At 65.1% G+C, this 23000-nt stretch carries 25 protein-coding genes; 20 read left to right on the plus strand and 5 right to left on the minus strand.

Annotation, left to right across the window (positions count from 1 at the left end; translation table 11 throughout):
* Positions 1–145: 145 nt before the first annotated feature.
* The 13 genes from M2342_RS07610 (at position 146) to ccoS (ending at position 11435) form a co-directional block, all read left to right on the plus strand.
* Entirely contained in the window at positions 146–514 is a 369-nt protein-coding gene (locus M2342_RS07610; RefSeq protein ID WP_264578645.1) for a PRC-barrel domain-containing protein, read from the plus strand.
* A 58-nt stretch (positions 515–572) separates the two neighbouring features.
* A complete protein-coding gene (locus M2342_RS07615) occupies positions 573–755 on the plus strand; it encodes a DUF3008 family protein (protein WP_181559328.1) in 183 nt (60 codons plus the stop codon).
* Positions 756–778: 23 nt separating this feature from the next.
* A complete protein-coding gene (locus M2342_RS07620; protein ID WP_264578646.1) occupies positions 779–1630 on the plus strand; it encodes an SDR family oxidoreductase in 852 nt (283 codons plus the stop codon).
* 340 nt (positions 1631–1970) lie between these two features.
* Positions 1971–2579 (plus strand): NAD(P)-dependent oxidoreductase, encoded by a 609-nt coding sequence (locus tag M2342_RS07625; RefSeq protein WP_264578647.1) that lies wholly within the window; start codon positions 1971–1973, stop codon positions 2577–2579.
* Positions 2580–2687: 108 nt separating this feature from the next.
* On the plus strand, positions 2688–3386 hold the full coding sequence (locus tag M2342_RS07630) for a Crp/Fnr family transcriptional regulator (RefSeq protein WP_181559335.1): 699 nt from the start codon (positions 2688–2690) through the stop codon (positions 3384–3386).
* 147 nt (positions 3387–3533) lie between these two features.
* The gene (ccoN, locus tag M2342_RS07635; protein ID WP_264572558.1) at positions 3534–5201 is read left to right on the plus strand and encodes a cytochrome-c oxidase, cbb3-type subunit I; all 1668 of its coding nucleotides are present in this window, start codon (positions 3534–3536) and stop codon (positions 5199–5201) included.
* Positions 5202–5213: 12 nt separating this feature from the next.
* Complete coding sequence (gene ccoO, locus M2342_RS07640; RefSeq protein WP_264578648.1) at positions 5214–5948, plus strand: cytochrome-c oxidase, cbb3-type subunit II; 735 nt, start codon at positions 5214–5216, stop codon at positions 5946–5948.
* Positions 5945–6133 (plus strand): cbb3-type cytochrome oxidase subunit 3, encoded by a 189-nt coding sequence (locus tag M2342_RS07645; RefSeq protein WP_264578649.1) that lies wholly within the window; start codon positions 5945–5947, stop codon positions 6131–6133. Before ccoO ends, M2342_RS07645 begins: the two co-directional genes overlap by 4 nt.
* A complete protein-coding gene (gene ccoP, locus M2342_RS07650; protein WP_264578650.1) occupies positions 6126–7067 on the plus strand; it encodes a cytochrome-c oxidase, cbb3-type subunit III in 942 nt (313 codons plus the stop codon). Before M2342_RS07645 ends, ccoP begins: the two co-directional genes overlap by 8 nt.
* Before the next feature lie 150 nt (positions 7068–7217).
* A complete protein-coding gene (ccoG, locus tag M2342_RS07655; RefSeq protein WP_264580009.1) occupies positions 7218–8678 on the plus strand; it encodes a cytochrome c oxidase accessory protein CcoG in 1461 nt (486 codons plus the stop codon).
* Positions 8675–9130 carry a FixH family protein gene (locus tag M2342_RS07660; protein ID WP_264570021.1) on the plus strand — a complete coding sequence of 152 codons (456 nt, stop codon included), beginning with the start codon at positions 8675–8677 and terminating at the stop codon, positions 9128–9130. The genes ccoG and M2342_RS07660 overlap by 4 nt, the downstream gene beginning before the upstream one ends.
* On the plus strand, positions 9127–11283 hold the full coding sequence (locus M2342_RS07665; protein ID WP_264578651.1) for a heavy metal translocating P-type ATPase: 2157 nt from the start codon (positions 9127–9129) through the stop codon (positions 11281–11283). Before M2342_RS07660 ends, M2342_RS07665 begins: the two co-directional genes overlap by 4 nt.
* Entirely contained in the window at positions 11280–11435 is a 156-nt protein-coding gene (gene ccoS, locus M2342_RS07670; protein WP_181559343.1) for a cbb3-type cytochrome oxidase assembly protein CcoS, read from the plus strand. Before M2342_RS07665 ends, ccoS begins: the two co-directional genes overlap by 4 nt.
* Positions 11436–11681: 246 nt before the next feature.
* Here the strand turns inward: ccoS and M2342_RS07675 are convergent, their stop codons facing one another.
* Positions 11682–12359, minus strand: a complete 678-nt coding sequence (locus tag M2342_RS07675; RefSeq protein WP_264578652.1) for an OmpW/AlkL family protein — start codon at positions 12357–12359, stop codon at positions 11682–11684.
* Between the two features lie 134 nt (positions 12360–12493).
* Between M2342_RS07675 and hemN the strand changes: the two genes are divergently transcribed.
* The 6 genes from hemN to fghA all read left to right on the plus strand — a co-directional run bounded on the left by hemN (position 12494) and on the right by fghA (position 17437).
* Positions 12494–13816, plus strand: a complete 1323-nt coding sequence (hemN, locus tag M2342_RS07680; RefSeq protein ID WP_264572564.1) for an oxygen-independent coproporphyrinogen III oxidase — start codon at positions 12494–12496, stop codon at positions 13814–13816.
* A 3-nt stretch (positions 13817–13819) separates the two neighbouring features.
* Positions 13820–14518 carry a sulfite exporter TauE/SafE family protein gene (locus M2342_RS07685; RefSeq protein ID WP_264578653.1) on the plus strand — a complete coding sequence of 233 codons (699 nt, stop codon included), beginning with the start codon at positions 13820–13822 and terminating at the stop codon, positions 14516–14518.
* Positions 14519–14616: 98 nt separating this feature from the next.
* On the plus strand, positions 14617–15729 hold the full coding sequence (locus M2342_RS07690) for an S-(hydroxymethyl)glutathione dehydrogenase/class III alcohol dehydrogenase (protein WP_264578654.1): 1113 nt from the start codon (positions 14617–14619) through the stop codon (positions 15727–15729).
* A 38-nt stretch (positions 15730–15767) separates the two neighbouring features.
* Positions 15768–16157 carry a VOC family protein gene (locus M2342_RS07695; RefSeq protein ID WP_181559348.1) on the plus strand — a complete coding sequence of 130 codons (390 nt, stop codon included), beginning with the start codon at positions 15768–15770 and terminating at the stop codon, positions 16155–16157.
* A gap of 47 nt (positions 16158–16204) precedes the next feature.
* Entirely contained in the window at positions 16205–16588 is a 384-nt protein-coding gene (locus M2342_RS07700; protein ID WP_181559349.1) for a VOC family protein, read from the plus strand.
* Positions 16589–16591: 3 nt separating this feature from the next.
* Positions 16592–17437 carry an S-formylglutathione hydrolase gene (fghA, locus tag M2342_RS07705; protein WP_319801085.1) on the plus strand — a complete coding sequence of 282 codons (846 nt, stop codon included), beginning with the start codon at positions 16592–16594 and terminating at the stop codon, positions 17435–17437.
* A 27-nt stretch (positions 17438–17464) separates the two neighbouring features.
* Here the strand turns inward: fghA and M2342_RS07710 are convergent, their stop codons facing one another.
* Entirely contained in the window at positions 17465–17776 is a 312-nt protein-coding gene (locus tag M2342_RS07710) for a DUF3817 domain-containing protein (protein ID WP_264578655.1), read from the minus strand.
* Between the two features lie 150 nt (positions 17777–17926).
* Between M2342_RS07710 and M2342_RS07715 the strand changes: the two genes are divergently transcribed.
* On the plus strand, positions 17927–18922 hold the full coding sequence (locus M2342_RS07715; protein WP_264578656.1) for a MarR family winged helix-turn-helix transcriptional regulator: 996 nt from the start codon (positions 17927–17929) through the stop codon (positions 18920–18922).
* Between the two features lie 11 nt (positions 18923–18933).
* On the opposite strand, the gene M2342_RS07720 is transcribed toward M2342_RS07715, so the two are convergent.
* From M2342_RS07720 to astD, 3 genes are read right to left on the minus strand one after another with little or no spacing between them, the layout of a single operon-like run.
* On the minus strand, positions 18934–20289 hold the full coding sequence (locus M2342_RS07720) for a VOC family protein (RefSeq protein WP_264578657.1): 1356 nt from the start codon (positions 20287–20289) through the stop codon (positions 18934–18936).
* Positions 20286–21578 carry an N-succinylarginine dihydrolase gene (locus M2342_RS07725; RefSeq protein WP_264578658.1) on the minus strand — a complete coding sequence of 431 codons (1293 nt, stop codon included), beginning with the start codon at positions 21576–21578 and terminating at the stop codon, positions 20286–20288. The genes M2342_RS07720 and M2342_RS07725 overlap by 4 nt, the downstream gene beginning before the upstream one ends.
* On the minus strand, positions 21575–22993 hold the full coding sequence (astD, locus tag M2342_RS07730) for a succinylglutamate-semialdehyde dehydrogenase (protein WP_264578659.1): 1419 nt from the start codon (positions 22991–22993) through the stop codon (positions 21575–21577). The genes M2342_RS07725 and astD overlap by 4 nt, the downstream gene beginning before the upstream one ends.
* Positions 22994–23000: the final 7 nt, after the last annotated feature.

A 23000-nucleotide genomic window follows, 5' to 3' on the forward strand; every position in this document is an offset into this window, starting at 1 on the left:
TTGGTTTGGCAGATGGCGTCGCGCTGACGCGCCGCCTCAAGACCCAGGGCCGGCATAGTCCGGCATTGGCACCTTGGTCCCGGTTGGATCGGCAAACCCCTTCCGTGGATCGAGGCCTACCTTCAACAGGAAGAGGACCAGGCTCATGGCTACCGAAATCGCAATTGACGAAACTCAGCGCCTCATCTCCTCCGACAAGGTCGAGGGCACGACGGTGTACAACCGGCAGGGCGAGAAGCTCGGGACGGTGCGCAACTTCATGGTCGATAAGCGGAGCGGCAAGGCTGAATATGCCGTGATGTCGTTTGGCGGGCTGTTCGGCCTTGGTAGCGATTATTATCCGCTGCCGTGGGACATGCTCGATTATGATACCGAATATGGCGGCTATGTCGTCGATATCGAGAAATCCCGTCTCGAAGGCGCGCCGCGCTATGCGCAGGAAGACCCCATCTATGACCATGGCTACGGCCGGCAGGTCTACGGATATTGGGGCATCCCTTATCCCTTCGTCTGATCGACAGGCACAGGCCGCCCGGCACGAACGGGCGGCCTTTTAATTTGGAGGCTTACTCATGCCAGCCAAATCCAAAGCGCAGCAGAAAGCCGCCGGGGCAGCCTTGTCCGCCAAACGCGGTGACAGCGCCAAATCCGACCTCAAGGGGGCCTCACGCGAGATGTATGACTCGATGAGCAAGAGCCAGCTTGAGGATTTTGCCTCCGGCACCCGCAAGGGCAAGCCAGACCACGTCAAGTGACGTGCTGAACGGAAGAATGATCCATGACTGACACAATCGACATGATCCACGAAGACAATCTGCCTGGTGACGAGCACAAGCTCGATCCCCAGCCGGAGTTCATGCCGCGCTACCCCGGATCGGGCCGACTGAAAGGCAAGGTCGCGGTCGTGACCGGTGCGGATAGTGGTATCGGCCGGGCGGTCGCGGTGCTGTTCGCGCGTGAAGGCGCCGATGTCACCATCGCCTATTTGTGCGAGCATGAAGACGCCGCCAAGACGCAAAAGCTGGTCGAGCAGGAAGGCGCTCGCGCGCTGGTATTCGCTGGCGATCTGGGTGACAAGGCTGTCTGTCAGGACCTGATCGATCGCACAGTGGGCGCGTTCGGGCGTCTCGACATCATCGTCAACAATGCCGGCGAGCAGCACCCGGACAAGGCGATCGAGGACATCACCGAGGAACAGCTCAAGCGGACCTTCCAGACGAACATCTACTCGATGTTCTTCGTCGTGCAGGCGGCGATGCCGCATCTTTGCGAGGGCGCTGCAATCGTTAATTGCACGTCCGTCACGATGTATCAGGGCTCCAAGGAACTGCTCGATTATTCGAGCACCAAGGGCGCCATCACGGCGTTTACCCGCTCGCTCAGCGAAAACCTCATTGAGAAGGGCATTCGCGTCAACGCGGTGGCGCCGGGGCCGATCTGGACGCCGCTCAACCCGTTCGGCGGTGCCACCAAGGAGAAGCTCGCGCATTTCGGCGAGAGCACGCCGATGGGTCGCCCGGGCCAGCCGAACGAAGTCGCGCCGTGCTTCCTGTTCCTCGCCTGCGAGGATTCCAGCTATATGAGCGGGCAGGTGCTCCACCCCAATGGCGGGATGGTCGTCGGCTCCTGAGTTCAGCGCCTCTGCCTGTCCGTTCGCGCCGCTGTGAGCAAAGCCTTGTCCACAGCGTCGTGACGGCCGGCAGCGTCCTGCTCAAGGGCAGCACAATGGACGCTGCTGACTGCGCCGCATTCCAACCAGCCGTTCCGCACCTCGCATGCTGTCGAGATCGCTGCGGATGACCCGAACATGCCGGAAAAGCTGGCCGTTGATCGCTGACGTCGGGAAACCCGGCGCTGGTCTCTTGCCTTTGTCCGGCTTGACCCTAAGAACAGGCTCTTAGAACAGGCAAAGTCAATTTGGGTGTCGCGGGCTAGGCGCGCGATGTGCCCGATAAGAGAGGAATGCAGGCATGAAGATCGCAATCATGGGTGCCACTGGCAATGCAGGTCAGCGTCTGGTCGATGAGGCCGTGAGTCGCGGGCACAATGTCACGGGCATTTCGCGTAGCGCAGACATCCAGGCCCCGCGCGAGGGCGTGACGTGGGTGAAGGCCGACATCAATGATGTCGACGACATGGCGAGCAAGATTGCCGGCCATGATGCGGTCATTCTCTCCATGCCGTTCAAGTCGCTGGATGCGGACAATGTGTTCGCGGTGGCACGCAAAGCCGGGTGCTGGCTGCTGGTCGTCGGCGGCGCGGCGAGCCTGCAGACCGAGGACGGCGTGGTGCTGCTCGATACGCCGGGTTTCCCGGACTTCATCAAGGTCGAGGCCGCGCCGGCGCGCGATTTCCTTAACCAGTTGAAGGCCGGACCGGGCTTTGATTGGACGTTCCTGTCGCCGGCCATGATGTTCGGACCGGGCGAGCGCACCGGCACCTTTCGCCTCGGCACCGAGACGCTGCTGACGGCGCCGGATGGCAAAAGCTCGATCAGCTATGAGGATTTCGCCGTCGCGATGATCGACGAGATCGAGACGCCCAAGCACAAGAACATGCGGTTCACCGTTGGCTACTGACGGCGGTGTCTTCCATGAAGGGTGAGGGCCGGGGCGTTCAATATCTCTTTGGCATAGATGGACGCTTAGGCCGTTGGAAAGTCTCGACGACTGCTGTAAAGAGTCGCGGTGACTAGCTGCCAACAATGTGTCGTGCGGAACCGCGCGATCTGTTCATCTTTGGATACCTCCGAGCTGGAGGTGCTCAACAAGATCGGTCGTCGCGTGCCCGTGCATCGCGGGCAGACGCTGATGTGGGAAGGCGATGACAGCTTGCTGGTCGCCAATGTGATCGACGGGGTGCTCAAGCTGTCCACCTCGACAGCGGACGGCCGCGAACAGATCGTCGGCGTTGTCTATCCGTCCGATTTCATCGGGCGTCCGTTTGGCAGCACGACTCAGCACAGCGTCACTGCCCTGTGCGATGCGCAGGTGTGCCTGTTTACGCGCTCGTCCTTCGACGATTTCGCCCGCACGCATCCGGAGCTGGAGCACAAGCTGCTCCAACGGACCCTCACCGAATTGGATCGCGCGCGTCACTGGATGCTGCTGCTCGGGCGCAAGAGCGCCGGAGAGCGTGTCGCGACCTTCCTGCTCGAAATGGCGCAACGGCTTGCCGACGCGAGCTGTAGCGGCAGCGATCTTGTCGAGCGCTTCGAACTGCCGCTCACCCGCCAGCAGATGGCCGATCTGCTGGGCCTGACCATCGAGACTGTGAGTCGCCAGCTCACCCGGCTCCGCCAGGCCGGGATCATCGATCTGCCGGATCGGCGGACTGTCGTCATCCTAGATCATGACGCCATGGAGGCCGAAGCCGGCAACGGCTGAGCACCGCGCTCCTCATCGGCGCGCATCGTGGCGCGCCGGCCACCCCGCAGACCGCATTCTTCCCGTTGACCCATGTCAATGATGCCGAGCCCCCGCTGATCCACAGCGACAGCACAGTCCCAGGACTGTGCTGCTCAAGGGGTTTCTATGACCGGTCTAACAATGAAGGCGGGAGGCTGGCTCCTGCTTGCCATTCTCGCGATGCTCGCCTCCGCGCTCGCCGTGGATTCCGGATTTGCCATCCACATGGTCATTGCGTCGCTCGCGGCGCTGCTCGCCATGATGGGGACGCTTCGCTCCGCCGATTGGGGCGGCATGGCGCGCGGCATTTTGCGCATGCCCGATCAGGGGCATTATGATGACGATCCGGTGCGCTGGGGCGTTATCGCCACCGTGTTCTGGGGCATGGCCGGTTTTCTCGCCGGGCTCTACATTGCCTTGCAGCTTGCCTTCCCGGCGCTCAACCTGGGGCTGGAATATACCAGCTTCGGGCGCTTGCGGCCGCTGCACACCTCGGCAGTCATCTTCGCCTTCGGTGGCAATGCCCTGATCGCGACGAGCTTCTATGTCGTGCAGCGCACCTGCCGCGCCCGGCTTGCCTTTCCCTCGCTCGCGCGCTTCGTCTTCTGGGGCTACCAGCTGTTCATCGTGCTCGCCGCGACCGGCTATCTCCTCGGCATCACCGAGGCGAAGGAATATGCCGAGCCCGAATGGTATGTCGACCTGTGGCTCACCATCGTTTGGGTCGCCTATCTCGCGGTCTTCGTCGGGACGATCGTCAAGCGCAGCGAGCCGCATATCTATGTGGCGAACTGGTTTTACCTGAGCTTCATCCTCACCATCGCGATGCTCCACATCGTCAACAACCTGTCGATGCCGGTCAGCCTGCTGGGCTCCAAGAGCTATAGCGCCTTTGCTGGCGTGCAGGATGCGCTGACCCAGTGGTGGTACGGCCATAACGCCGTGGGCTTCTTCCTCACCGCCGGCTTCCTGGCGATGATGTACTATTTCGTGCCCAAGCAGGCCGAGCGGCCGATCTACAGCTATCGCCTGTCGATCATCCACTTCTGGTCGCTGATCTTCCTCTACATCTGGGCCGGCCCACACCACCTCCACTACACCGCGCTGCCCGACTGGGCGCAGACGCTGGGCATGGTCTTCTCGGTCATGCTGTGGATGCCGAGCTGGGGCGGCATGATCAACGGCCTGATGACGCTGAACGGGGCATGGGACAAGGTGCGCACCGATCCGATCATCCGCATGATGGTGATGGCGCTCGCCTTCTACGGCATGAGCACCTTCGAGGGGCCGATGCTCTCGATCAAAAGCGTGAACAGCCTCTCGCACTATACGGACTGGACCATCGGCCACGTTCACTCGGGCGCGCTCGGCTGGAACGGCATGATCACCTTCGCGGCGATCTACTATCTCACCCCGCGCCTGTGGGGCCGCAACCGGCTCTACTCGCTGCGCATGGTCAACTGGCACTTCTGGCTCGCGACCGTCGGCATCGTCTTCTACGCCTCGGCCATGTGGGTCGCCGGCATCATGCAGGGGCTGATGTGGCGGGAATATGGCGCGGACGGCTACCTCGTCTACGCCTTCTCGGACACCGTCCGTGCGATGTTCCCGATGTACGTACTGCGCGCCTTTGGCGGACTGCTCTACCTCTCGGGCGCCGTGTGCATGACCATCAATGTGTGGCGCACCATCCTCGGCCACCAGCGCGTCGAAGCGCCCATGAGCGACGCTGCCTATGACGCCGCCAAGGACCGGCCGATCACCCACAAACCTGCTGCGGTTCCCGCGGAATAAGGACGGAAAACCATGTCGAGCTTTGCACAGAAGCACAAGAAGCTGGAGCGCAACGTCACGCTCCTTGCCGTCGCTGCCTTCGCCGCGGTTACCGTGGGCGGCATCGTGGAGATCGCACCGCTCTTCTGGATCGACAACACGATCGAGAAGGTGGAGGGAATGCGTCCCTACACGCCTCTGGAGCTGGCGGGCCGGAACATCTACATGCGGGAGGGCTGCTACAACTGCCACTCGCAGATGATCCGCCCATTCCGCGACGAGGTGGAGCGCTACGGCCATTACAGCCTCGCCGCCGAGAGCATGTATGATCACCCATTCCAGTGGGGCTCCAAGCGGACCGGGCCGGACCTGGCGCGCGTCGGCAAGCGCTACTCGGATGAGTGGCACGTCCAGCACCTCATCGATCCGCGTAGTGTCGTGCCGGAATCGATCATGCCGACCTATGCCTTCCTCACCAAGCGTGAGCTGAAGGCAGGCGACATGACGGCCCATCTCACGGCGCAGCGCCGGGTGGGGGTGCCCTATAGCGATGAGGACATCAAGAAGGCGAATGCCGATCTGATGGCGCAGGCCGATCCCGAGGCCGACACCGCCGATCTCCTCAAGCGCTACCCCAAGGCGCAGGCTCGCGATTTCGACGGCAACCCGTCCAAGCTGACCGAGATGGATGCGCTCGTCGCCTATCTCCAGATGCTCGGCACGCTTGTCGATCTGGAGAGCGCCGCCCCGCAGGAGGTGGAGCGATGAGCTATAACGATCTGCGCCATTTCGCCGACAGCTACGGGCTGACGGCGATGGTGATCCTCTACTTCGCTTTGTGCGCATGGGCGTTCCGCCCCGGCTCGCGCGGGCGCAACCAGGACGCCGCGCACCTGATCTTCGCCGAAGATGGCGAGGCCGCAGCCCATGACAGGAAGAACAACCATGGCTGAGAAGAAACGCATCGACGCGCCGACCGGCACCCAGACCGTCGGCCATGAATGGGACGGGATCGAGGAACTCGATACCCCCATGCCGCGCTGGTGGGTCTGGACTTTCTACGCAACGATCGTGTTCGCGATCGGCTATGTGGTGGTTTATCCCGCTATTCCCTTCGCGCATGAAGCCAGCAAGGGGCTGTTCGGATGGTCCAGCCGTGGGCAGCTCCAGCAGGTGATGGATGCCGAGACCGCGCGCCGGACGCCGATCCTCTCGGCCATCGCTGCCACGCCCATCGAGAAGCTGGTCGCCCAGCCAAAGCTGATGGAAGCGGCGATGCAGGGCGGTGCTGCCGCGTTCAAGGTGCATTGCGTGCAGTGCCATGGCTCGGGCGCAGCCGGCGCCAAGGGCTATCCGAATCTGGTGGATGACGACTGGCTGTGGGGCGGCGACCTGCAATCGATCGAGTATACGATCACCCATGGCGTCCGGAACCCGGATGAAGCGCAGACCCGCACGAGCCTGATGCCGGCTTTCGGCAAGGACGGCATCCTCACCAGCACGCAGGTTCAGGATGTAGTGAGCCATGTCCGGGTGATCAGCGGGCAGGAGAAGGCCAGCGCTTCCTCACGGCGCGGAGACGTGCTGTTCCAGCAGAACTGCGCGGTGTGCCATGGCCCGGCGGGCAAGGGACTGCGTGAATTCGGTGCGCCGAATCTGACCGACCCGATCTGGCTCTATGGTGGCGATCGCGAGACGCTGACCCAGACGGTGACGAACAGCCGCCGGGGTGTGATGCCCGCCTGGGGCCATGCCCTCGACAAGGCGACGATCCGAATGCTCGCCGTCTACGTCCACGGCCTTGGCGGTGGCGAGGCGACGCCGGTCGCGGCGAAGGTTGCTGCTGCAACGGAAGCGCAAGCGCTGGGCAACGCCGTAAATCCCTAAGATGCCGCCGGCCCTTCCTCCGTCCACCGGGGGAGGGCCGGCTGCCATTCATTTCGTTGATCCTGCTCAATGTCGATTGAGCTGACTGCGCCTAAGCGAAGATCGATCGGAGGCAATCTGATGCCGAAGACGCCAACAACGGACGCTGCCATGTCCCCCGTGAATGATGTTACCGCGCCAGCGGAAAGCCTCTACGCCAAGCGCAAGTCGGTCTTCCCCAAGCAGGTCGATGGGCCGTTCCGCCGCTTCAAGTGGCTGGTGATGGCCGTCACCCTGACGATCTATTGGGCCACGCCCTGGATCCGTTGGGATCGCGGCCCGCACGCGCCCAATCAGGCGGTGCTGGTCGACCTCGCCAATCGCCGCTTCTTCATGTTCGGCATCGAGATCTGGCCGCACGAATTCTATTATGTCGCCGGGCTGCTCATCATGGCGGGCGTCGGCCTGTTTCTGGTGACCTCGGCCGTCGGCCGCGCCTGGTGCGGCTATGCCTGCCCGCAGACGGTCTGGACCGATCTGTTCCAGCATGTCGAGCGCTTCCTCGATGGGGATCGCAACGCGCAGATCAGGCTGGAGAAAGCGCCCTGGACCCCGATGAAGGTCTGGAAGCGGCTGCGCAAATGGGCGGTCTGGCTGGCCATCTCGTTCCTCACCGGTGGCGCGTGGATCTTCTACTTTGCCGATGCGCCGACGCTGCAACACCAGTTCTGGACCGGGCAGGCGCCGTTCGTTGCCTATGGCACCACCTTCGTGCTGACCATGACGACCTTCATCTTCGGCGGCTTCATGCGCGAGCAGGTGTGCATCTACATGTGCCCCTGGCCGCGCATCCAGACTGCGATGACGGACGAGAAATCGCTCATCGTCACCTACAAGCACTGGCGCGGCGAGCCCCGCACCAAGGGGCTGAAGAAGGCGCAGGATGAAGGGCTGCCGACCGGTGACTGCATCGACTGTCTGCAATGCGTGCAGGTCTGCCCCACCGGGATCGACATCCGCGAGGGGCCGCAGATCGGGTGCATCACCTGCGCTTTGTGCATCGATGCCTGCGACAAGGTGATGGCGCAGATCGGCCGTCCGCGCGGCCTGATCGACTATGCGACAGAGATCGACTGCGAGGCCGAGATGAAGGGTGAGGCGCCAGCGCCCGTGCGCAAGCGCCTTTTCCGTCCGCGCACAATTGCCTATTTCGCGATCTGGGCGAGCATTGGCCTCGCCATGCTGTTCGCGCTGGGCGTGCGTTCGCGCATCGACATCGCGGCCAATGCGGAGCGCAATCCGGTCTATGTCCGCCTGTCCGACGGGTCGATCCGCAACAGCTATCTGATCAAGGTGCGCAACATGCAGAGCCGCGCGCGCCCGATGGCCATCGGCCTCGATGGGCTGGACGGCGCGCTGATGTGGCGTGAGGGGCAGACCCGCGATCAGGCGAGCCGGACCCTGCAAATCGACGTGCCGCCTGATCAGGTGCTCAAGGAGCGGGTGCATGTCGTCGCGCCGGCGGAGGGCATTGCCCGCCAGGATTTCGCCTTCACGCTGCGCACGCTCGACGAGCAGAAAGAGGCAGCGCAGGATGATGAGAGCTTTGTTCGACCGGAGGTAGGCCAATGACCCGCAAGTTCACCGGACGGCACATCACCGTCATTCTCGTCAGCTTTTTCGGCGTGGTCATGGCCGTCAACTTCACCATGGCCTTCCTCGCCAGTTCCACCTTTGGCGGGCTGGTCGTGCAGAACAGTTATGTTGCCAGCCAGGAGTTCAACAAATGGCTGGCGCAGGCCCGCGCCGAAAATGCGCTGGGCTGGGCGCTCACCCTGAATCGAACCGCAGAGACACGGCTGAGCGCGACGCTGCGCAGTGCAAACGCGCCCATGAACGATGTCGCGCTGACCGCCACCGCCCGTCACCCGCTCGGCCGCAAGCCGGATATCGCGCTGCAGTTCCGGGCGCTCGGCGATGGCGTGTATGAGAGCCTGCAGCCTTTGCCGCAGGGCCGCTGGATCGTTCATGTGCGGGCCCGCGCCCATGGGCGGGAGATCAACCGGGTGGTCGATCTGTCATGACCTATGTGGCGCCAAGGCCCGATTGGTCGGCGGACGCGGTGGAAACCCGCCTCGCCGTGCCGGACATGCATTGCGCCGGCTGCATTTCCAAGATCGAGCGGCTGTTGCCATTGCAGCCAGGAGTCCACGCCGCCCGCGTGAACTTCTCGGCCAAGACGGTGATCGTCTCGCATGCCGCCGATCTGGCCCAGCCTGACCTGCTGCGCGCCTTCGACGCGATCGGGTTCGAGGCGCAACCGCTCCACAGCGCGGCGGCGCATGAGCGCAGCCAGGCGCTGCGTAAGTTGATCCGCGCCCTTGCCGTGGCAGCCTTTGCGGCGATGAACGTCATGCTGCTCTCGGTCTCGGTCTGGTCCGGGGCGGATGGCAGCGCGCGCGAATTGTTCCACTGGATCTCGGCGCTGATCGCCATCCCGGCGGTCAGCTATGCGGGACAGCCCTTCTTCCGGTCGGCCTTCAAGGCGCTGCGGGCGGGCACGACCAATATGGATGTGCCGATCTCCATCGGCGTCATTCTCGCCACCTCGATGAGCCTCTATGAGACGATCATCGGCGGTCGCCATGCCTGGTTCGATGGCGCGTTGATGCTGCTCACCTTCCTGCTTGCGGGTCGGGTGCTGGACGAGATGATGCGCGCGCGCGCCGCCAGCGGAGCTGAAGCGCTGGTACGCCGCACCGCGCCCGGTGCCATGCGGCTGGCCGAGGATGGCGCGAGCCAATGGGTCGCGGCCGATGCGCTGGCCGTGGGCGACCGCGTTCTGGTCGCCGCCGGCGAGCGGCTCGCTGCGGACGGCGTGATCGAGCAGGGCAGCAGCCGGTTCGATCTTTCCTTGCTCACCGGGGAAAGCGCGCCGGTGACGCTGCGTGCGGGGGACGTTGCGACCGCCGGCACGCTCAATCTCGACGGCCCGGTGACGCTGCGCGTGACAGCCGTAGGCGAGGGGCGGGCGATTGCCGAGATTGCCCGGCTGATGGAAAGCGCCGGCCAGGCCAAGTCCCGCTATGTCCGCCTCGCCGACAAATGCTCGCGGCTTTACGCGCCGGTGGTGCATCTGCTCGCTGCCATCACCTTTGCCGGCTGGATGATCGCCGGGGCGGGCTGGCACCAATCGCTGCTGGTCGCCATCGCCGTGCTCATAATTACCTGCCCCTGCGCGCTCGGCCTCGCCGTGCCGGTGGCGCAGGTGGTGGTCTGCGGCGCGATGATGCGGGCCGGGCTACTGGTCAAGGATGGCAGCGCGCTTGAGCGCCTCGCGCAGGCCGATCAGGCGCTGTTCGACAAGACCGGCACCCTCACGCTCGGTCGCCCGCGCGCCTTCGGTGTCGAGGCGCTGGACGAGGAGGAGCGGAGCATTGCCCGCGCGCTGGCCATGACCAGCCGCCACCCCCTCGCGGTGGCGCTCCGGCAGGCGCTGGGCGGCGAGCATGTCGGCCCGGCGGTTCTCACCGACGTCGAGGATATCCCGGGCGAGGGCGTGCGCGCGCTCTGGCAGGGGCAACCCGTGGCGATGGGCAAGCCGACGCCAGAGGATCTGAGAGATCAAGCCGGAACAAGCGACGACCCGACCATGACTGTCGCATTGGATCTGGGGAATGGGCGGCGCCATATCATCCGCTTTGCCGACGCATTGCGCCCGGATGCGGCGCGGGCGCTGGCGGACCTGCGCGGCCTCGGTCTGCCGCCGGCAATCATGTCGGGCGATCGGGAGGAGGCGGTCCGGTCGCTGGCCGATCAGCTCGGCGTGCCGGCCGAGGGCGGGATGCGCCCGGCCGACAAGCTGGCGCGGCTGCAGGCGCTGGCCGAGGCGGGGCACAAGCCGCTGATGGTGGGCGACGGACTGAATGACGGTCCGGCGCTCGCTGCGGCCCATGTCTCCATGGCACCCGGCTCGGCGAGCGATGTCGGCCAGCAGGCGGCGGACATCGTGTTTCTGGGCGACAGCCTCTCCGGCATCCCCAAGTCCGTGCGGGCCTCACGCGCCACCATGCGCATCGTGCGGCAGAATATCGGTCTGGCGATCGGCTATAATGCGCTCGCCGTGCCGCTGGCGATTGCCGGCTATGTCACACCGCTGATTGCTGCCGTCGCGATGTCGAGCAGTTCGCTCATCGTGGTGGCCAATTCCCTCCGTCTGCGCTGGGCTGTCAAATGAACGGATTGATCTTCCTCATCCCCGTCGCCCTGCTGCTCGGCCTGACCGGCTTGGTCGCGTTCATGTGGTCGCTGCGTAACGGCCAGTTCGACGACCCGGACGGCGCTGCCATGCGCATTCTGATCGAGGATCAGGATAAGCCGGCGTCGTAGCGAACCTGTGGCATTACGGACAGTGACCGCCGTTCGTCCTGAGTAGCTGCTGAGTTTGTCGAAGCGGCGTATCGAAGGATTGGCCCCTGCGCTGCGATGCTTCGATACGGCTCTTCGATATGCGCCTGCGGCGCACCTCAGATCCTACTCAGCACGAACGGTCGGGATTCGAACACCAAAAAAACGGGCCTGCTCCGGGAGAGGGAGGAGCAGACCCGCCTTGCCGGCGCGTGCCGGTAACTGGGCTTAGAAGCGGTAGCTGACGCCGCCGCTGACCACCCAGGGATCGAGTTCGTGCCGCGTCGCCAGCACGGTGGCGCCGGAGGCATTGTAGAATTCGGCAGTCGGCCGGACGAAGTAGCGCTTGGCGTCGAACGAGATACCAAGGCCCGTATCATTCACCGGAATGTCGATGCCGGCCTGCAGCGCGAAGCCCACCTTGCTCTTGAGCTTGGCGCTCGCGGCGCCCAGCGCGGCAGTGCCGCCCGCGCCCACCTTGGAGTCTACCACCCAGAAGTAGCTCGGCCCGGCGCCGATATAGGGTTTGATGGGGCCGGCATTGAGGTGATATTTCAGCGTCACCGTCGCCGGCACGATCTTGATGTCATCGAGCAGCCGGTTGACGCCCTTGATCGCGCCCGCGCCATCCACATGATGCGCGGTCATGCAGCAGATCGTCTCTACCGAGACGGCATCGCTCAGGAAATATTCGATTGCGGCGGTCGGCACCCAATTGTCGCTGGCGGCGGTGTCCGTGCCCGCAGGCAGCATCACCGTGGCGGATTTGACCGTATCGATCTTGCCATTCGGCAGCACGCCGGTTGCCATCAGCTTGACCTGCACCTTGCCTTGCTGCGCCTGCGCGACCCCGGGGGCAGCGAGCATCGCAAGACCGGCGACACAGCTGAGTAAACGAGCATTCATGGGTTCTTTCCTTTCTTTCCCTGAACCTGCATCGCTCATTAGGATCGGGGTGGGCGCCGCTCATTGACCCAGCGCAAGACTTGGCTTGATCGAGGTCAAGGGCAGCCAAGGCTCGACAAAGTAGAGCCATTTCCATGTGGTCCTATTATCCCGATCTGCTCGCCCGGCCGGTGCCGCGCTACACCAGCTATCCGACGGCGGCCGAATTCACGGACCGGGTGGGGGAGGCCTATCTCGGCCATGCGCTGGATGCGGTGCAGCCGGGGCAACCCGTCTCGCTTTATGTGCACATCCCCTTTTGCGAGGAGATCTGCTGGTATTGCGGGTGCAACACCGGGCGTTCCAACAAGGCGCAGCGGCTGACCAGCTATCTCGATGCGCTTCATGCCGAAATTCGCACTGTCGCCCAGCGCCTCGGCGGACGCGCCCGCGTCGAGCGCATCGCCTTTGGGGGCGGCAGCCCCAATGCCATCCCGCCGCTGGAGTTTGCCCGGCTGGTCGATGAGATGATGCTGGCCTTCAACTGCGGCGCGCCGGTGCTCTCGGTCGAGATCGATCCGCGCGGGTTCGACCAGCGCTGGGCCATGACGCTGGGCGTCTCCGGCACCAAACGCGCCAGCCTTGGCGTGCAGACCTTCGATCCCGCCATCCAGGCCGCAATCGGGCGGGTCCAGCCGCGCGATCTCATCGTCAGCGCGGTTGATCGCCTGCGCAGCAACGGCGTGCGGTCCATCAATTTCGATCTGATGTACGGCCTGCCGGGGCAGGATCGCGCGTTGCTCGAGCAGACGCTGGACGAGGCCATCGCCATGCGTCCAGACCGGATCGCCCTGTTCGGCTATGCGCATGTGCCGCATATGCTGCCCCGCCAGAAGCGGATCGATGCCACCCATCTGCCTGATCAGGCCGAGCGTTTCGCCATGGCGGCGCTGGGGCATGATCAGCTCGTTGCGGCTGGCTATGTGCCGGTGGGCTTCGATCATTTCGCGCTGCCCCATGACGATCTCGCCAAGGCGCAGCTGCAGGGCACGCTGCGCCGCAATTTTCAGGGCTTCACCGAGGATCGGGCCGATGTGCTGATCGGCATCGGCGCGACGGCCATCGGCCAGTTTCCGCATCTCATCGTGCAGAATGACAAGAATAGCGGCCGCTACCGGATGCGCGCCGGCGCCGGCCGCCTGACCGGCGAGCGCGGCATCCTGCGCGACGCGGATGATCAGCGGCGCGGCGCGATCATCGAGGATCTGCTCTGTGGCCGGGCCGCTAACGTCGGCACCGATCTGCACCGGACGGACCTGCGTGCCGGACTTGCGCCTTTCCTGGAGCGCGGCCTCGCTACGCTGGAGGGCAATAGCCTGCGCATCACCGAAGAGGGGCGGCCTTATGGACGCGCCGTCGCGGTGCTCTTCGACCGCCATCGCGCCCTGTCCCAGCAGCGGTTCAGCAGCGCGATCTGAGCGATGGCCGATCCGTGGACCTTCGGCGGCGGATTTCTGCTCGGCTTTGCCTCCAGCCTGCATTGCGTGGGCATGTGCGGCGGCATCGCGCTGCTGCTCGACCAAGCGCGGGGAGAGGGGGACCATCCCGCAGCCTTTGCGGCCCGGCTCCATGCCGGTCGTATCGGGGCCTATATGGTGATGGGCGGCGCGGCGGGCGCGCTTGGTGCACTGGCGCTCGGCGGATTGGATGCGACACTCGGCCATCTGCTGCTGCGCTGGGCCGCGGCGATGAGTCTCGCCTGGGTCGGCTTCTCGATGCTGGGCCTCATGCCGAGCCCCGCCGTGGTCGGTCACGCGATCCGGGGGCAGGTGCATGTGCCGGCTTCCGTCGCAGGCGCGGCGCGATCGATGCTGCCGCCGCGCCTGCGCATGGTCGCCACCGGCTTTGGCTGGGGCATGATGCCGTGCGGAATGGTCTACGGCGCGTTGCTTTATGCGGCCTTTGCCGGATCGCTCGTCGGCGGACTGCTGGTCATGGCCGGCTTTGGCATCGGCACGCTGCCGGCGCTGCTGGCGGTGCAGGGCGGCGCCACGATGCTGGCCGGGCTGGCCCGCAAGCCCGGCGTGCGGACGCTCGCAGCCCTCGCGATCCTGCTCTGCGCGCTGCTCAGCCTCGGTGCCGGGGAGGCCGGCCTGCTGGCCCTGTGCCGCGCGAAATAAGCGTTCGACCGGCTTGGGCGGGGTTGCAAGAATCAGTCTCAGGTTCCAACAAGCGGCAACTGGCGCGCGAGCGCCGTTCCTTGCTGGAGAGATGGGGCATGAAAACGCGGGCTGCGGTAGCATTTGAGGCGAAGAAGCCGCTTGAGATCGTCGAGCTGGATCTGGAAGGGCCCAAGGCGGGCGAAGTTCTGGTCGAGATCATGGCGACGGGCATCTGCCATACCGACGCGTACACGCTCGACGGCCTCGACAGCGAAGGCATTTTCCCCAGCGTGCTCGGCCATGAAGGCGCGGGCATCGTACGCGAGGTCGGCGCGGGCGTCACTTCCGTGGTGCCGGGTAACCATGTCATCCCGCTCTACACGCCGGAATGCCGCCAGTGTAAGTCCTGCCTCTCGGGCAAGACCAACCTGTGCACCGCGATCCGCGCGACGCAGGGCAAGGGCCTGATGCCGGACGGCACGACGCGCTTTTCCTACAAGGGCCAGCCGATCTACCATTATATGGGCTGCTCGACCTTCTCGAACTTCACCGTTCTGCCCGAGATCGCGGTCGCCAAAATCCGCGAGGACGCGCCGTTCAAGACGAGCTGCTACATCGGCTGCGGCGTGACGACGGGCGTGGGCGCGGTTATCAACACCGCCAAGGTTCAGGTCGGCGACAATGTCGTGATCTTTGGCCTCGGCGGCATCGGCCTCAACGTCATCCAGGGCGCGCGCCTGGCTGGCGCCAACAAGATCATCGGCGTCGACATCAACCCCGATCGCGAGGAATGGGGCCGCAAGTTCGGCATGACCGACTTCCTCAATTCCAAGGGCATGAGCCGCGAGGATGTGGTGGCGAAGATCGTGGCGATGACCGACGGCGGCGCGGACTATACCTTCGACGCGACCGGTAACACCGAAGTGATGCGCACGGCGCTGGAAGCCTGCCATCGCGGCTGGGGCACCAGCATCATCATCGGCGTAGCGGAAGCGGGCAAGGAGATCGCGACGCGGCCATTCCAGCTCGTTACCGGACGCAACTGGCGCGGCACCGCGTTTGGCGGCGCCAAGGGCCGCACGGACGTGCCCAAGATCGTCGACATGTATATGACCGGCAAGATCGAGATCGATCCGATGATCACCCACGTCATGGGCCTTGAAGAGATCAACACCGCCTTCGACCTGATGCATGCCGGCAAGAGCATCCGCTCCGTGGTGGTGTTCTAAGGTTATCAGGGCGGCGGTTGCGCTCGGGAGCGGCACCCATGTTCAGGCATCTGGTCCTCGGCACCAACGACATCGAGCGCGCGCGCATCTTCTATGATGCGACGTTCGCGGCGATGGGCATCGCGCCGGCGCAGGCCGACGCGAAGGGGCGGCTGCTCTATCGGGATGGTGGTGGTTTGTTCATCGTTGGCCACCCCATCGATGGCCAACCGGCCTCCCATGCCAATGGCGGGACTGTCGGCTTTCTGGCGCCGTCACCGGAGGCGGTGAAGGCCTGGCATGCCGCCGGCCTGGCGCATGGCGGCCAAGCGTGCGAGGGAGAGCCGGAGAACCGGATTTCGCCCGCCACGGGGCGGGGCATCTGGGTCGCATATCTGCGCGATCCGGATGGCAACAAGCTTTGCGCGGCCTGGGACGAACCCCAGTGATGCTCCGGCGCGCGCAGGATTTTTGAGTAACCAAGAGGAGAGTTACAATGTTTACGCATATCATGGTTGGCGCGAAGGACCTCGCGCAGAGCGCGAAATTCTATGACGCCGTGCTCGGCGCACTGGGCGCTGGCGCTGGCCACAACATCGGCGATCGCGCTTTCTATTCGCACAATGGTGGCACCTTCGGCATCATCTCGCCGATCAATGGCGAGCCGGCCACCCATGCCAATGGCGGCACCATCGGCTTTGCCGCTGCCGACAAGGATCAGGTCGACGCGTTCCATGCTGCCGGTGTGGCCAATGGCGGCACCAGTGAAGGCGAGCCGGGCAAGCGCCCGCAGGCGCCGGGCAATGCCTATGGCGCCTATCTGCGCGATCCGACCGGCAACAAGATCTGCGTCTTCTGCCAGCTGCCTGAAGGCGCCTGATCGATGACGCTGGAGACGCTCTCGACGAACAAGGCCTATGGCGGCGTCCAGGGCGTCTACCGGCACCAGTCTTCGGAGACGGGGACGGCGATGACATTCGCCGTCTTCGTCCCCGAGCATGAGCCGGGCGAAACCTTGCCCGTGCTCTTCTACCTCTCCGGCCTCACCTGCACCCATGCGAACGTCATGGAAAAGGGCGAGTATCGCGCGGCCTGTGCGGCGGAGAAGATCGTCTTCGTGGCGCCGGACACCAGTCCGCGGGGCGAAGATGTGCCCGACGATGCGGAGGGCAAATATGATTTCGGCCTGGGCGCGGGCTTCTATGTCGACGCGACCCAGGCGCCCTTCGCGACCCATTATCGCATGAAGAGCTATATCGAGCAGGAATTGCCGGCGCTGATCGCCGCAAATTTCCCTGTCGATATGGCGCGGCAGGGCATCACCGGGCACAGCATGGGCGGCCATGGTGCGCTGACCATCGCGCTGCGCAATCCCGAGCGCTTCCGGTCCGTCTCCGCCTTCGCGCCCATCGTCGCGCCGAGCCAGGTGCCGTGGGGCCAGAAGGCGCTCGGTGGCTATCTGGGAGACGATGCATCGGCCTGGGCGCGGCATGATGCCGTGGCGCTGATCGAAAGCGGTGCCCGACTGCCAGACCTGCTGGTCGATCAGGGCGGTGCGGACAATTTCCTCGAGCAGGAGCTGCGTACGCATCTGCTGGAAGAGGCCTGCGCCAAGGCCGCTCAGCCCGCGACAATCCGCATGCAGCCGGGCTATGACCACAGCTATTATTTCATCTCGACCTTCATGGCCGAGCATATCCGCTGGCACGCCGAACGCCTCAAGGCCTGATCTTCGCGGCCTCTTCGGCGCGCAGGCTTAGACGGAGCGTGCGCGCCCCTGGGTGAGGGCGGCCTCTTGCCGCTTGAGATAGGGATCGTTGAGGAACGTGCCGAACGGGAAGAACGCCGCCAGCGTCGTCCGCAGCCAGCCTATGACACCAAAGCCCTTGCCCGGCAGCACGAACAGCATCGCGCCGATGTAGAGCAGGAACGCGATGCCATGGGTCATCCCGACCGGACGGATCAGCGCCGGATTGTCGAAGCCATATTTGAGCGGCATCGCGATCAGGAACAGCGCGAGGGTCGTGATGCCTTCCACCAGGGCGATATAACGGAAAATCCTGAGCATGGTGTCTCCTGAGCGGTCGATGACCTGTCGCGTCGCGATCACAGCTCTGTCGCAAGACTCACACGATATCGTCGCGCCGGTTGCCTGATCGGGTTCGATGGGCTTTATCATGCAGATGACAGCATGCCAGGGGCGAGGAGCAAAAATATCGTGACGCAAGAGGCGGATATCGGTCCCGCCCAGCTCGATGCCGGGCTTCTGGGGATGCGCCTCATGCTGCTCATGCGCGCGATCCGCGAGGGCGGCCTGCCGCTGTTCGAGGCGGAGGTGGGCTATAAGGAAATCCATCGCCATTTGCTGCTGCTGCTCGGGCTCTCCGGCGGCATGACCTCTCAGGACATCGTCGGTTTCGCCGGCTACGAGAAGGCGCAGGTCAGCCGCGCGATCAAGCCGCTGGAGCGGGACGGACTGATCGTGCGTGAGAAGCTGCGCGCCAAGCTCACCCTCTCCCCGGCGGGGCGGGTGCTCTTCGAAAAGATCCGCGCCATCGTCCGCGCCCGTGACGGCCAGTTGGTAAGCGGTCTGGGGCGGGATGAGCTCGAACGCTTCGGCCTGCTCACCGACCAGTTGGCGCAAAAGGCCGCCCGTATCTACAATCAGGAGCGCTGCCTGAGTGTCCAGGCCGGGATCATCGGCGCGTCACCGGGCGGGGCGGGCACGCCCTCATGGCCTGTGGGACCGGAGGGCAAGAAGATCGAGCCGCCGCCGGACCTCATCGCGCCCAAGCTGGTCGGACTGGTCGCCTATCTCAAGCGTAGCGCCATGCTTTCCTGCCAGCGGATGCACGGCCTGTCGAACTTTCAGGGTCAGGTTCTCGCGCTCATCGGCCTGTACGCGCCGCTGCCGATGGCGCAGCTGATCAAGGCGATGGGGCGGGACAAGAGCCAGATCGGGCGGACGGTCTCGGCGCTGGAAGAGAGCGGGCTGATCGAGCGATTCAGGCCGACCCGCCGCCGCGATATCGTCCTGCAACCGACCGAGGCCGGTGCCGTGGTGTACAAGGCGCTCCACCACGAGGCCTCCGTGCGCGATGCCAGCCTCTGGAGCGAGGCAAGCGCCGAGGATCGGGCATTCTATCAGGGCATTGTGAGCCGCCTCATGGTCCGCGCTCGGGCATTGAGCGGCGAGAGTTCGGCTGCGGCGTGAACGCTGGTCTGCTATCCCAGCATGTCAAGCGAGGCCTGTTCCTGATCGAGATATAATCCGAACGGATCGAGGCACGGGACGCCGAGCGCGGCCTCAAACTCATCCTGCGATGAGGCGCCGGCGCGGGATCCAGCCTCCGCATCGGCGAGATTGGAGCGAAAGATGCCGGCGGCACTGACCGGCAGGAAGTCCTCATAGGTGATCGGGCTCGCTTCCAGCCAGCCATCGGCGACCAGCTCGTCCGGCGCGCCGGATGGCAGCTGGCGTCCCGCAGAAAGCATAGCGGCCTTGGGCGTCGGCGTATAAGTGAAATAGGCCAGCCCCTGTTCGCGGATCGCATCCAGATCGTCGGGAAAGCGCTGGAAGATCTCCGCCAGGTGTGCTTCATAGCCTTTGCCGCCCAGGCCGCGGGCCTGCTCGGCTTCCGCGAGGATTGCATCGTAAAGCGCGCGGCCATGTGGCGTCAGCGCAATCCCGCGCTGCTCGATCTCGCCGAAGCGCGCGGTGTGGACGCCGGCCACGCTCTCGTCGCCATCGCGGAACAGGATGGCCTCTTCCAGCGCCTGAAAGCTCGTCTGGCGCAGCAGGATCGGGACAGACCGGCGTGGCGGGCCTTCGATCACGGCCTTGGCCTTGATGCCGCGCGCGATCATCTCGGCCTGAACCGCATCGATGTCGAGCGCGCGGGGCGTCAGGTGATTGATGTGCGGACCACGGAAGCACACAATATCGGCGATCAGCCGGTGTGCGCGACTGAAGGCTTCATAGGTTGCATGGTCCACCAGCGCTTCGCCATGCCAGCGGAAGGTTTCCAACGCCTCCAGCACGAAGGCTTCTGCCTCTTCGGTACCCAGACCGCCCTCCCGCTCGAAGCGGTCGATCAGCGCCAGCGCGCCATCGGTGACGATGCTGCGTCGGGCGAGCAGCGCCTGGGCCTGTTCGCGCAACGCAACATCCTCGATCAGCTCAAGCCGCAGCAGCGAGCAGAAGATACGGAAGGCGCAGCGGTTCAGCGATGCCGTGTCGATCGGCCGAAATGCAGTCGAATGCACCGGCAGCCCGGCTACGCCCAGATCATAATAGCCCACCGGCACCATGCCCATCACGGCGAACAATCGCCGCATGAGATGCAGTTCTTCTGGCGTGCCGACCCGGATGGCGCCGTGGCGCTCGACACCGAGCCGGTCGAGTTCGCCCTGCGCTGCGAGCCGTTCGTTCAGCGCGGGATTGTCCTGCAGCACGCGGGCATTGCTCGTGGCGACGATCTCCAGCAGCGTGCCGTATAGCGGCACCTCGGCCCGGTACATCGCGGACATCGCCTCCGAAAAGGCGAGGCGAATGTCAGCAGGATCGACGAAGCGGGTCATGGCAGGGCTTGCTCCAATGCATGGCGCAAGGCCGTCCGCGCCGCCTGTGCCTGCGCCCAGAGGTCGGGCAGGCCGAGATCGGACGGGGCGAGGCGCTCGGGCCAGTGATTGCCGACAATGGTCTCCAGGCGGTCCAGTCCGCGCTCGTCGAGCAGATGGGCAGGGTGAACCGCCAGTTCCGCCTCACGCGAGAGCAGCACGCGCAGGCGCAGGCAGGCAGGGCCACCGCCATTGTGCATGGATTCGCGCACATCAACGAAATGAGCCGCGTGGATCGGGCCGTTGGCGCCGACATTGCTGTCCAGCCAGGCTTTGACGGCGGGGGTTTCCCGGCACTCCATCGGGAGAATCAGCGCTCGCTGCCCGTCCGGCAGTGTCACCAATTGGGAATTGAACAAATAGGAGGCGATGGCGGCTTCCAGCGAGACTTCGCTGGCCGGCACCTCCAGGATGATCAGATCCGGGCAGCGCTGCGCTAGCCCGGCATAAAAGGCCGCCTTGTCCGCAAAGGCTTGTTCATGCGCAAAGAGGATGTTCTCGTGCGCGAGGGCGACGACATCATTGTGAAACGCGCCCGCTGCGATGGCGTCGGCGGATTGCTGTACGGTCAGGCCGTCCTCAATGCCGTGCCGACGGAAGATCGCGCGGCAGGCTTCGGCCGATTGGCGGGCAGGAAAGCGCCCGCCCGGTTCGCCATAGACCATGACCTCGACGCCGGGGCCGTTCACGGGGGAGGCCAGCCGCATGAAGTTCGCGGCGCCCTCATCGCCGAAGCGAGCGGGGACCGGATCATGGACCGCGAAATAGCGTTCGTCCGCGAAGATGTGCCGCAACTGCCGCAGCGTTTCGGGCCATTCATGGCTGCGGTGCGCCATGGTCGCGAGATTGGCGACGGTGAAGTGCGTCCGCCCGTCCGCCGTATCCGGGGCAGGGGAGACCGTCGCCGCATTGGCTGCCCACATCGCCGATGCGCTGGTGGCTTGAGCGAACAGCAGCGGTTCTTCCGCCCATGCGCGGGCATAGACCTGCGCATCCGAACCGTCGAAGCCGAATTGACGCAGCCAGCCCGCGTTCGGGCGATCGTGCGGCAGGAAGATGCCCTGTCCCAGCCCCAGCCCGTGCAGAGTGCGCATCTTGGCGATGCCTTGCAGGGCTGCCTTGCGGGGCTGTGAGACCTCGCCCGCGTGGTGCGTGGCGGCAAGATTGCCGAGGCTGAGGCCCGCATAATTGTGGGTCGGGCCGATCAGACCATCGAAATTGACCTCGCGAAAGGCGGGCGCGGTGCTCATGCGTGCAGCCCGGTGGAAAGCGCGCCGTCCAGTGCCGGGGCCTCCATGCCCGCGACGGGGAAGGCGCAATAATCGGCGGCATAATAAGCGCTGGGGCGCAGATTGCCGCTGTCGCCGATGCCGCCAAAGGGCATGGCGGAACTGGCGCCGTTGGTGGGCCGGTTCCAGTTGACGACGCCGGCGCGCGTGGCTGCGCGAAACTGCTCGAACTGTGCCCGGCTCCCACCCAGCATAGCGGCGGACAGGCCAAAGCGCGTGGCGTTGGCGCGGGCGATGGCGCGGTCGAAATGCGTCTCGCGCCAGAGCTGGACCACCGGGCCGAAAATCTCCTCGTCAGGGGCAATCTCGATACCGGTCATGTCGATCAGCGCCGGGGAGAGGAAGGGCAAGCCGGAATCCCTCCGGACCAGCGGACGGATCGGGCGTCCGCCGAGCGCAAGCAGATCCGCGACGCGCGCCTCGACCAGATCGGCCGCGCGATTATCCACCACCGGCCCCATGAAGGGCTGCGGATCGTCAAAGGGCGCGCCGACGATCAGCCTGTCCAGTGTCGCCGCGACCCGCTCGGTGAGCGCGTCGGCGATCTCGTCCTGCACGATCAGCCGACGCGCACAGGTGCAGCGTTGCCCGGCGGAAAGCCAGCCGGACTGGACGATGAGCGCAACGGCAGCGTCCATGTCCGCCTCAGCTATCTCCCAGGCGAGCAGCGGATTGTTGCCGCCCATTTCCAGCGCGAGAATACGCCCCGGCGTATCGGCGAATGCGCGGGCGAGGAGTTTGCCGGTGGTGGAACTGCCGGTAAACAGCAGGCCATCCGTGCCGGAATTCGCGGCTACTGCCTTGCCGGTTTCGCCACCGCCCTGCACGATCTGCAGCACGTCGTCGGGCAGGCCAGCCTCCCGCCACAGCTGGCCCATCAATTCCGCCGTGGCAGGCGCCAGTTCGCTGGGCTTGAAGACGACCGCATTGCCCGCCAGCAGCGCCGGAACGATGTGCCCGTTGGGCAGATGCGCCGGGAAATTATAAGGCCCGAGCACCGCCAGCACGCCATGGGGCCGGTGACGCAGCGCCAGCGCGAATCCGTCTCCATCCCGCAGCGTCTCGCCCGCCCGCTCCGCCTGCGCAGCGATGGAAATCTCCACCTTGGCAGCGACGCTGGCCGCCTCGGTCCTGGTTTCCCAGAAGGGCTTGCCCGTCTCGCGCGAGATCACCCGCGCGACCTCATCGGCATGGGCCTTCACCGCCGCGGCATAGGCGCGCAGGATGGCGATGCGCTCTTCCAGCGCCGTGCGCTCCCAGCCCGGTTGGGCGGCGCGGGCCTGCGCGACGGCGGCATCGACGGCAGCGGCATCCGCAGCAACGCCCCGCCAGACGACGTCTCCCGTGCACGGGTCGGTGGAAATCAGGTCGGTCATGGCTCTT

The organism is Sphingobium sp. B8D3A (assembly GCF_025961995.1).
Classification (GTDB): domain Bacteria; phylum Pseudomonadota; class Alphaproteobacteria; order Sphingomonadales; family Sphingomonadaceae; genus Sphingobium.

What these genes read in the sequence shown, in the direction of transcription:
- M2342_RS07615 (WP_181559328.1), top strand. Translation starts at nt 573, where the DNA reads ATGCCAGCCAAATCCAAAGCGCAGCAGAAAGCCGCCGGGGCAGCCTTG.
- ccoP (WP_264578650.1), top strand. Translation starts at nt 6,126, where the DNA reads ATGGCTGAGAAGAAACGCATCGACGCGCCGACCGGCACCCAGACCGTC.
- astD (WP_264578659.1), bottom strand. Translation starts at nt 22,993, where the DNA reads ATGACCGACCTGATTTCCACCGACCCGTGCACGGGAGACGTCGTCTGG.
- M2342_RS07660 (WP_264570021.1), top strand. Translation starts at nt 8,675, where the DNA reads ATGACCCGCAAGTTCACCGGACGGCACATCACCGTCATTCTCGTCAGC.
- M2342_RS07610 (WP_264578645.1), top strand. Translation starts at nt 146, where the DNA reads ATGGCTACCGAAATCGCAATTGACGAAACTCAGCGCCTCATCTCCTCC.
- hemN (WP_264572564.1), top strand. Translation starts at nt 12,494, where the DNA reads ATGTGGTCCTATTATCCCGATCTGCTCGCCCGGCCGGTGCCGCGCTAC.
- ccoO (WP_264578648.1), top strand. Translation starts at nt 5,214, where the DNA reads ATGTCGAGCTTTGCACAGAAGCACAAGAAGCTGGAGCGCAACGTCACG.
- M2342_RS07700 (WP_181559349.1), top strand. Translation starts at nt 16,205, where the DNA reads ATGTTTACGCATATCATGGTTGGCGCGAAGGACCTCGCGCAGAGCGCG.
- M2342_RS07690 (WP_264578654.1), top strand. Translation starts at nt 14,617, where the DNA reads ATGAAAACGCGGGCTGCGGTAGCATTTGAGGCGAAGAAGCCGCTTGAG.
- M2342_RS07685 (WP_264578653.1), top strand. Translation starts at nt 13,820, where the DNA reads ATGGCCGATCCGTGGACCTTCGGCGGCGGATTTCTGCTCGGCTTTGCC.
- M2342_RS07625 (WP_264578647.1), top strand. Translation starts at nt 1,971, where the DNA reads ATGAAGATCGCAATCATGGGTGCCACTGGCAATGCAGGTCAGCGTCTG.
- M2342_RS07720 (WP_264578657.1), bottom strand. Translation starts at nt 20,289, where the DNA reads ATGACCCGCTTCGTCGATCCTGCTGACATTCGCCTCGCCTTTTCGGAG.
- M2342_RS07620 (WP_264578646.1), top strand. Translation starts at nt 779, where the DNA reads ATGACTGACACAATCGACATGATCCACGAAGACAATCTGCCTGGTGAC.
- fghA (WP_319801085.1), top strand. Translation starts at nt 16,592, where the DNA reads ATGACGCTGGAGACGCTCTCGACGAACAAGGCCTATGGCGGCGTCCAG.
- M2342_RS07645 (WP_264578649.1), top strand. Translation starts at nt 5,945, where the DNA reads ATGAGCTATAACGATCTGCGCCATTTCGCCGACAGCTACGGGCTGACG.
- ccoG (WP_264580009.1), top strand. Translation starts at nt 7,218, where the DNA reads ATGTCCCCCGTGAATGATGTTACCGCGCCAGCGGAAAGCCTCTACGCC.
- M2342_RS07695 (WP_181559348.1), top strand. Translation starts at nt 15,768, where the DNA reads ATGTTCAGGCATCTGGTCCTCGGCACCAACGACATCGAGCGCGCGCGC.
- ccoN (WP_264572558.1), top strand. Translation starts at nt 3,534, where the DNA reads ATGACCGGTCTAACAATGAAGGCGGGAGGCTGGCTCCTGCTTGCCATT.
- M2342_RS07665 (WP_264578651.1), top strand. Translation starts at nt 9,127, where the DNA reads ATGACCTATGTGGCGCCAAGGCCCGATTGGTCGGCGGACGCGGTGGAA.
- ccoS (WP_181559343.1), top strand. Translation starts at nt 11,280, where the DNA reads ATGAACGGATTGATCTTCCTCATCCCCGTCGCCCTGCTGCTCGGCCTG.
- M2342_RS07675 (WP_264578652.1), bottom strand. Translation starts at nt 12,359, where the DNA reads ATGAATGCTCGTTTACTCAGCTGTGTCGCCGGTCTTGCGATGCTCGCT.
- M2342_RS07725 (WP_264578658.1), bottom strand. Translation starts at nt 21,578, where the DNA reads ATGAGCACCGCGCCCGCCTTTCGCGAGGTCAATTTCGATGGTCTGATC.
- M2342_RS07710 (WP_264578655.1), bottom strand. Translation starts at nt 17,776, where the DNA reads ATGCTCAGGATTTTCCGTTATATCGCCCTGGTGGAAGGCATCACGACC.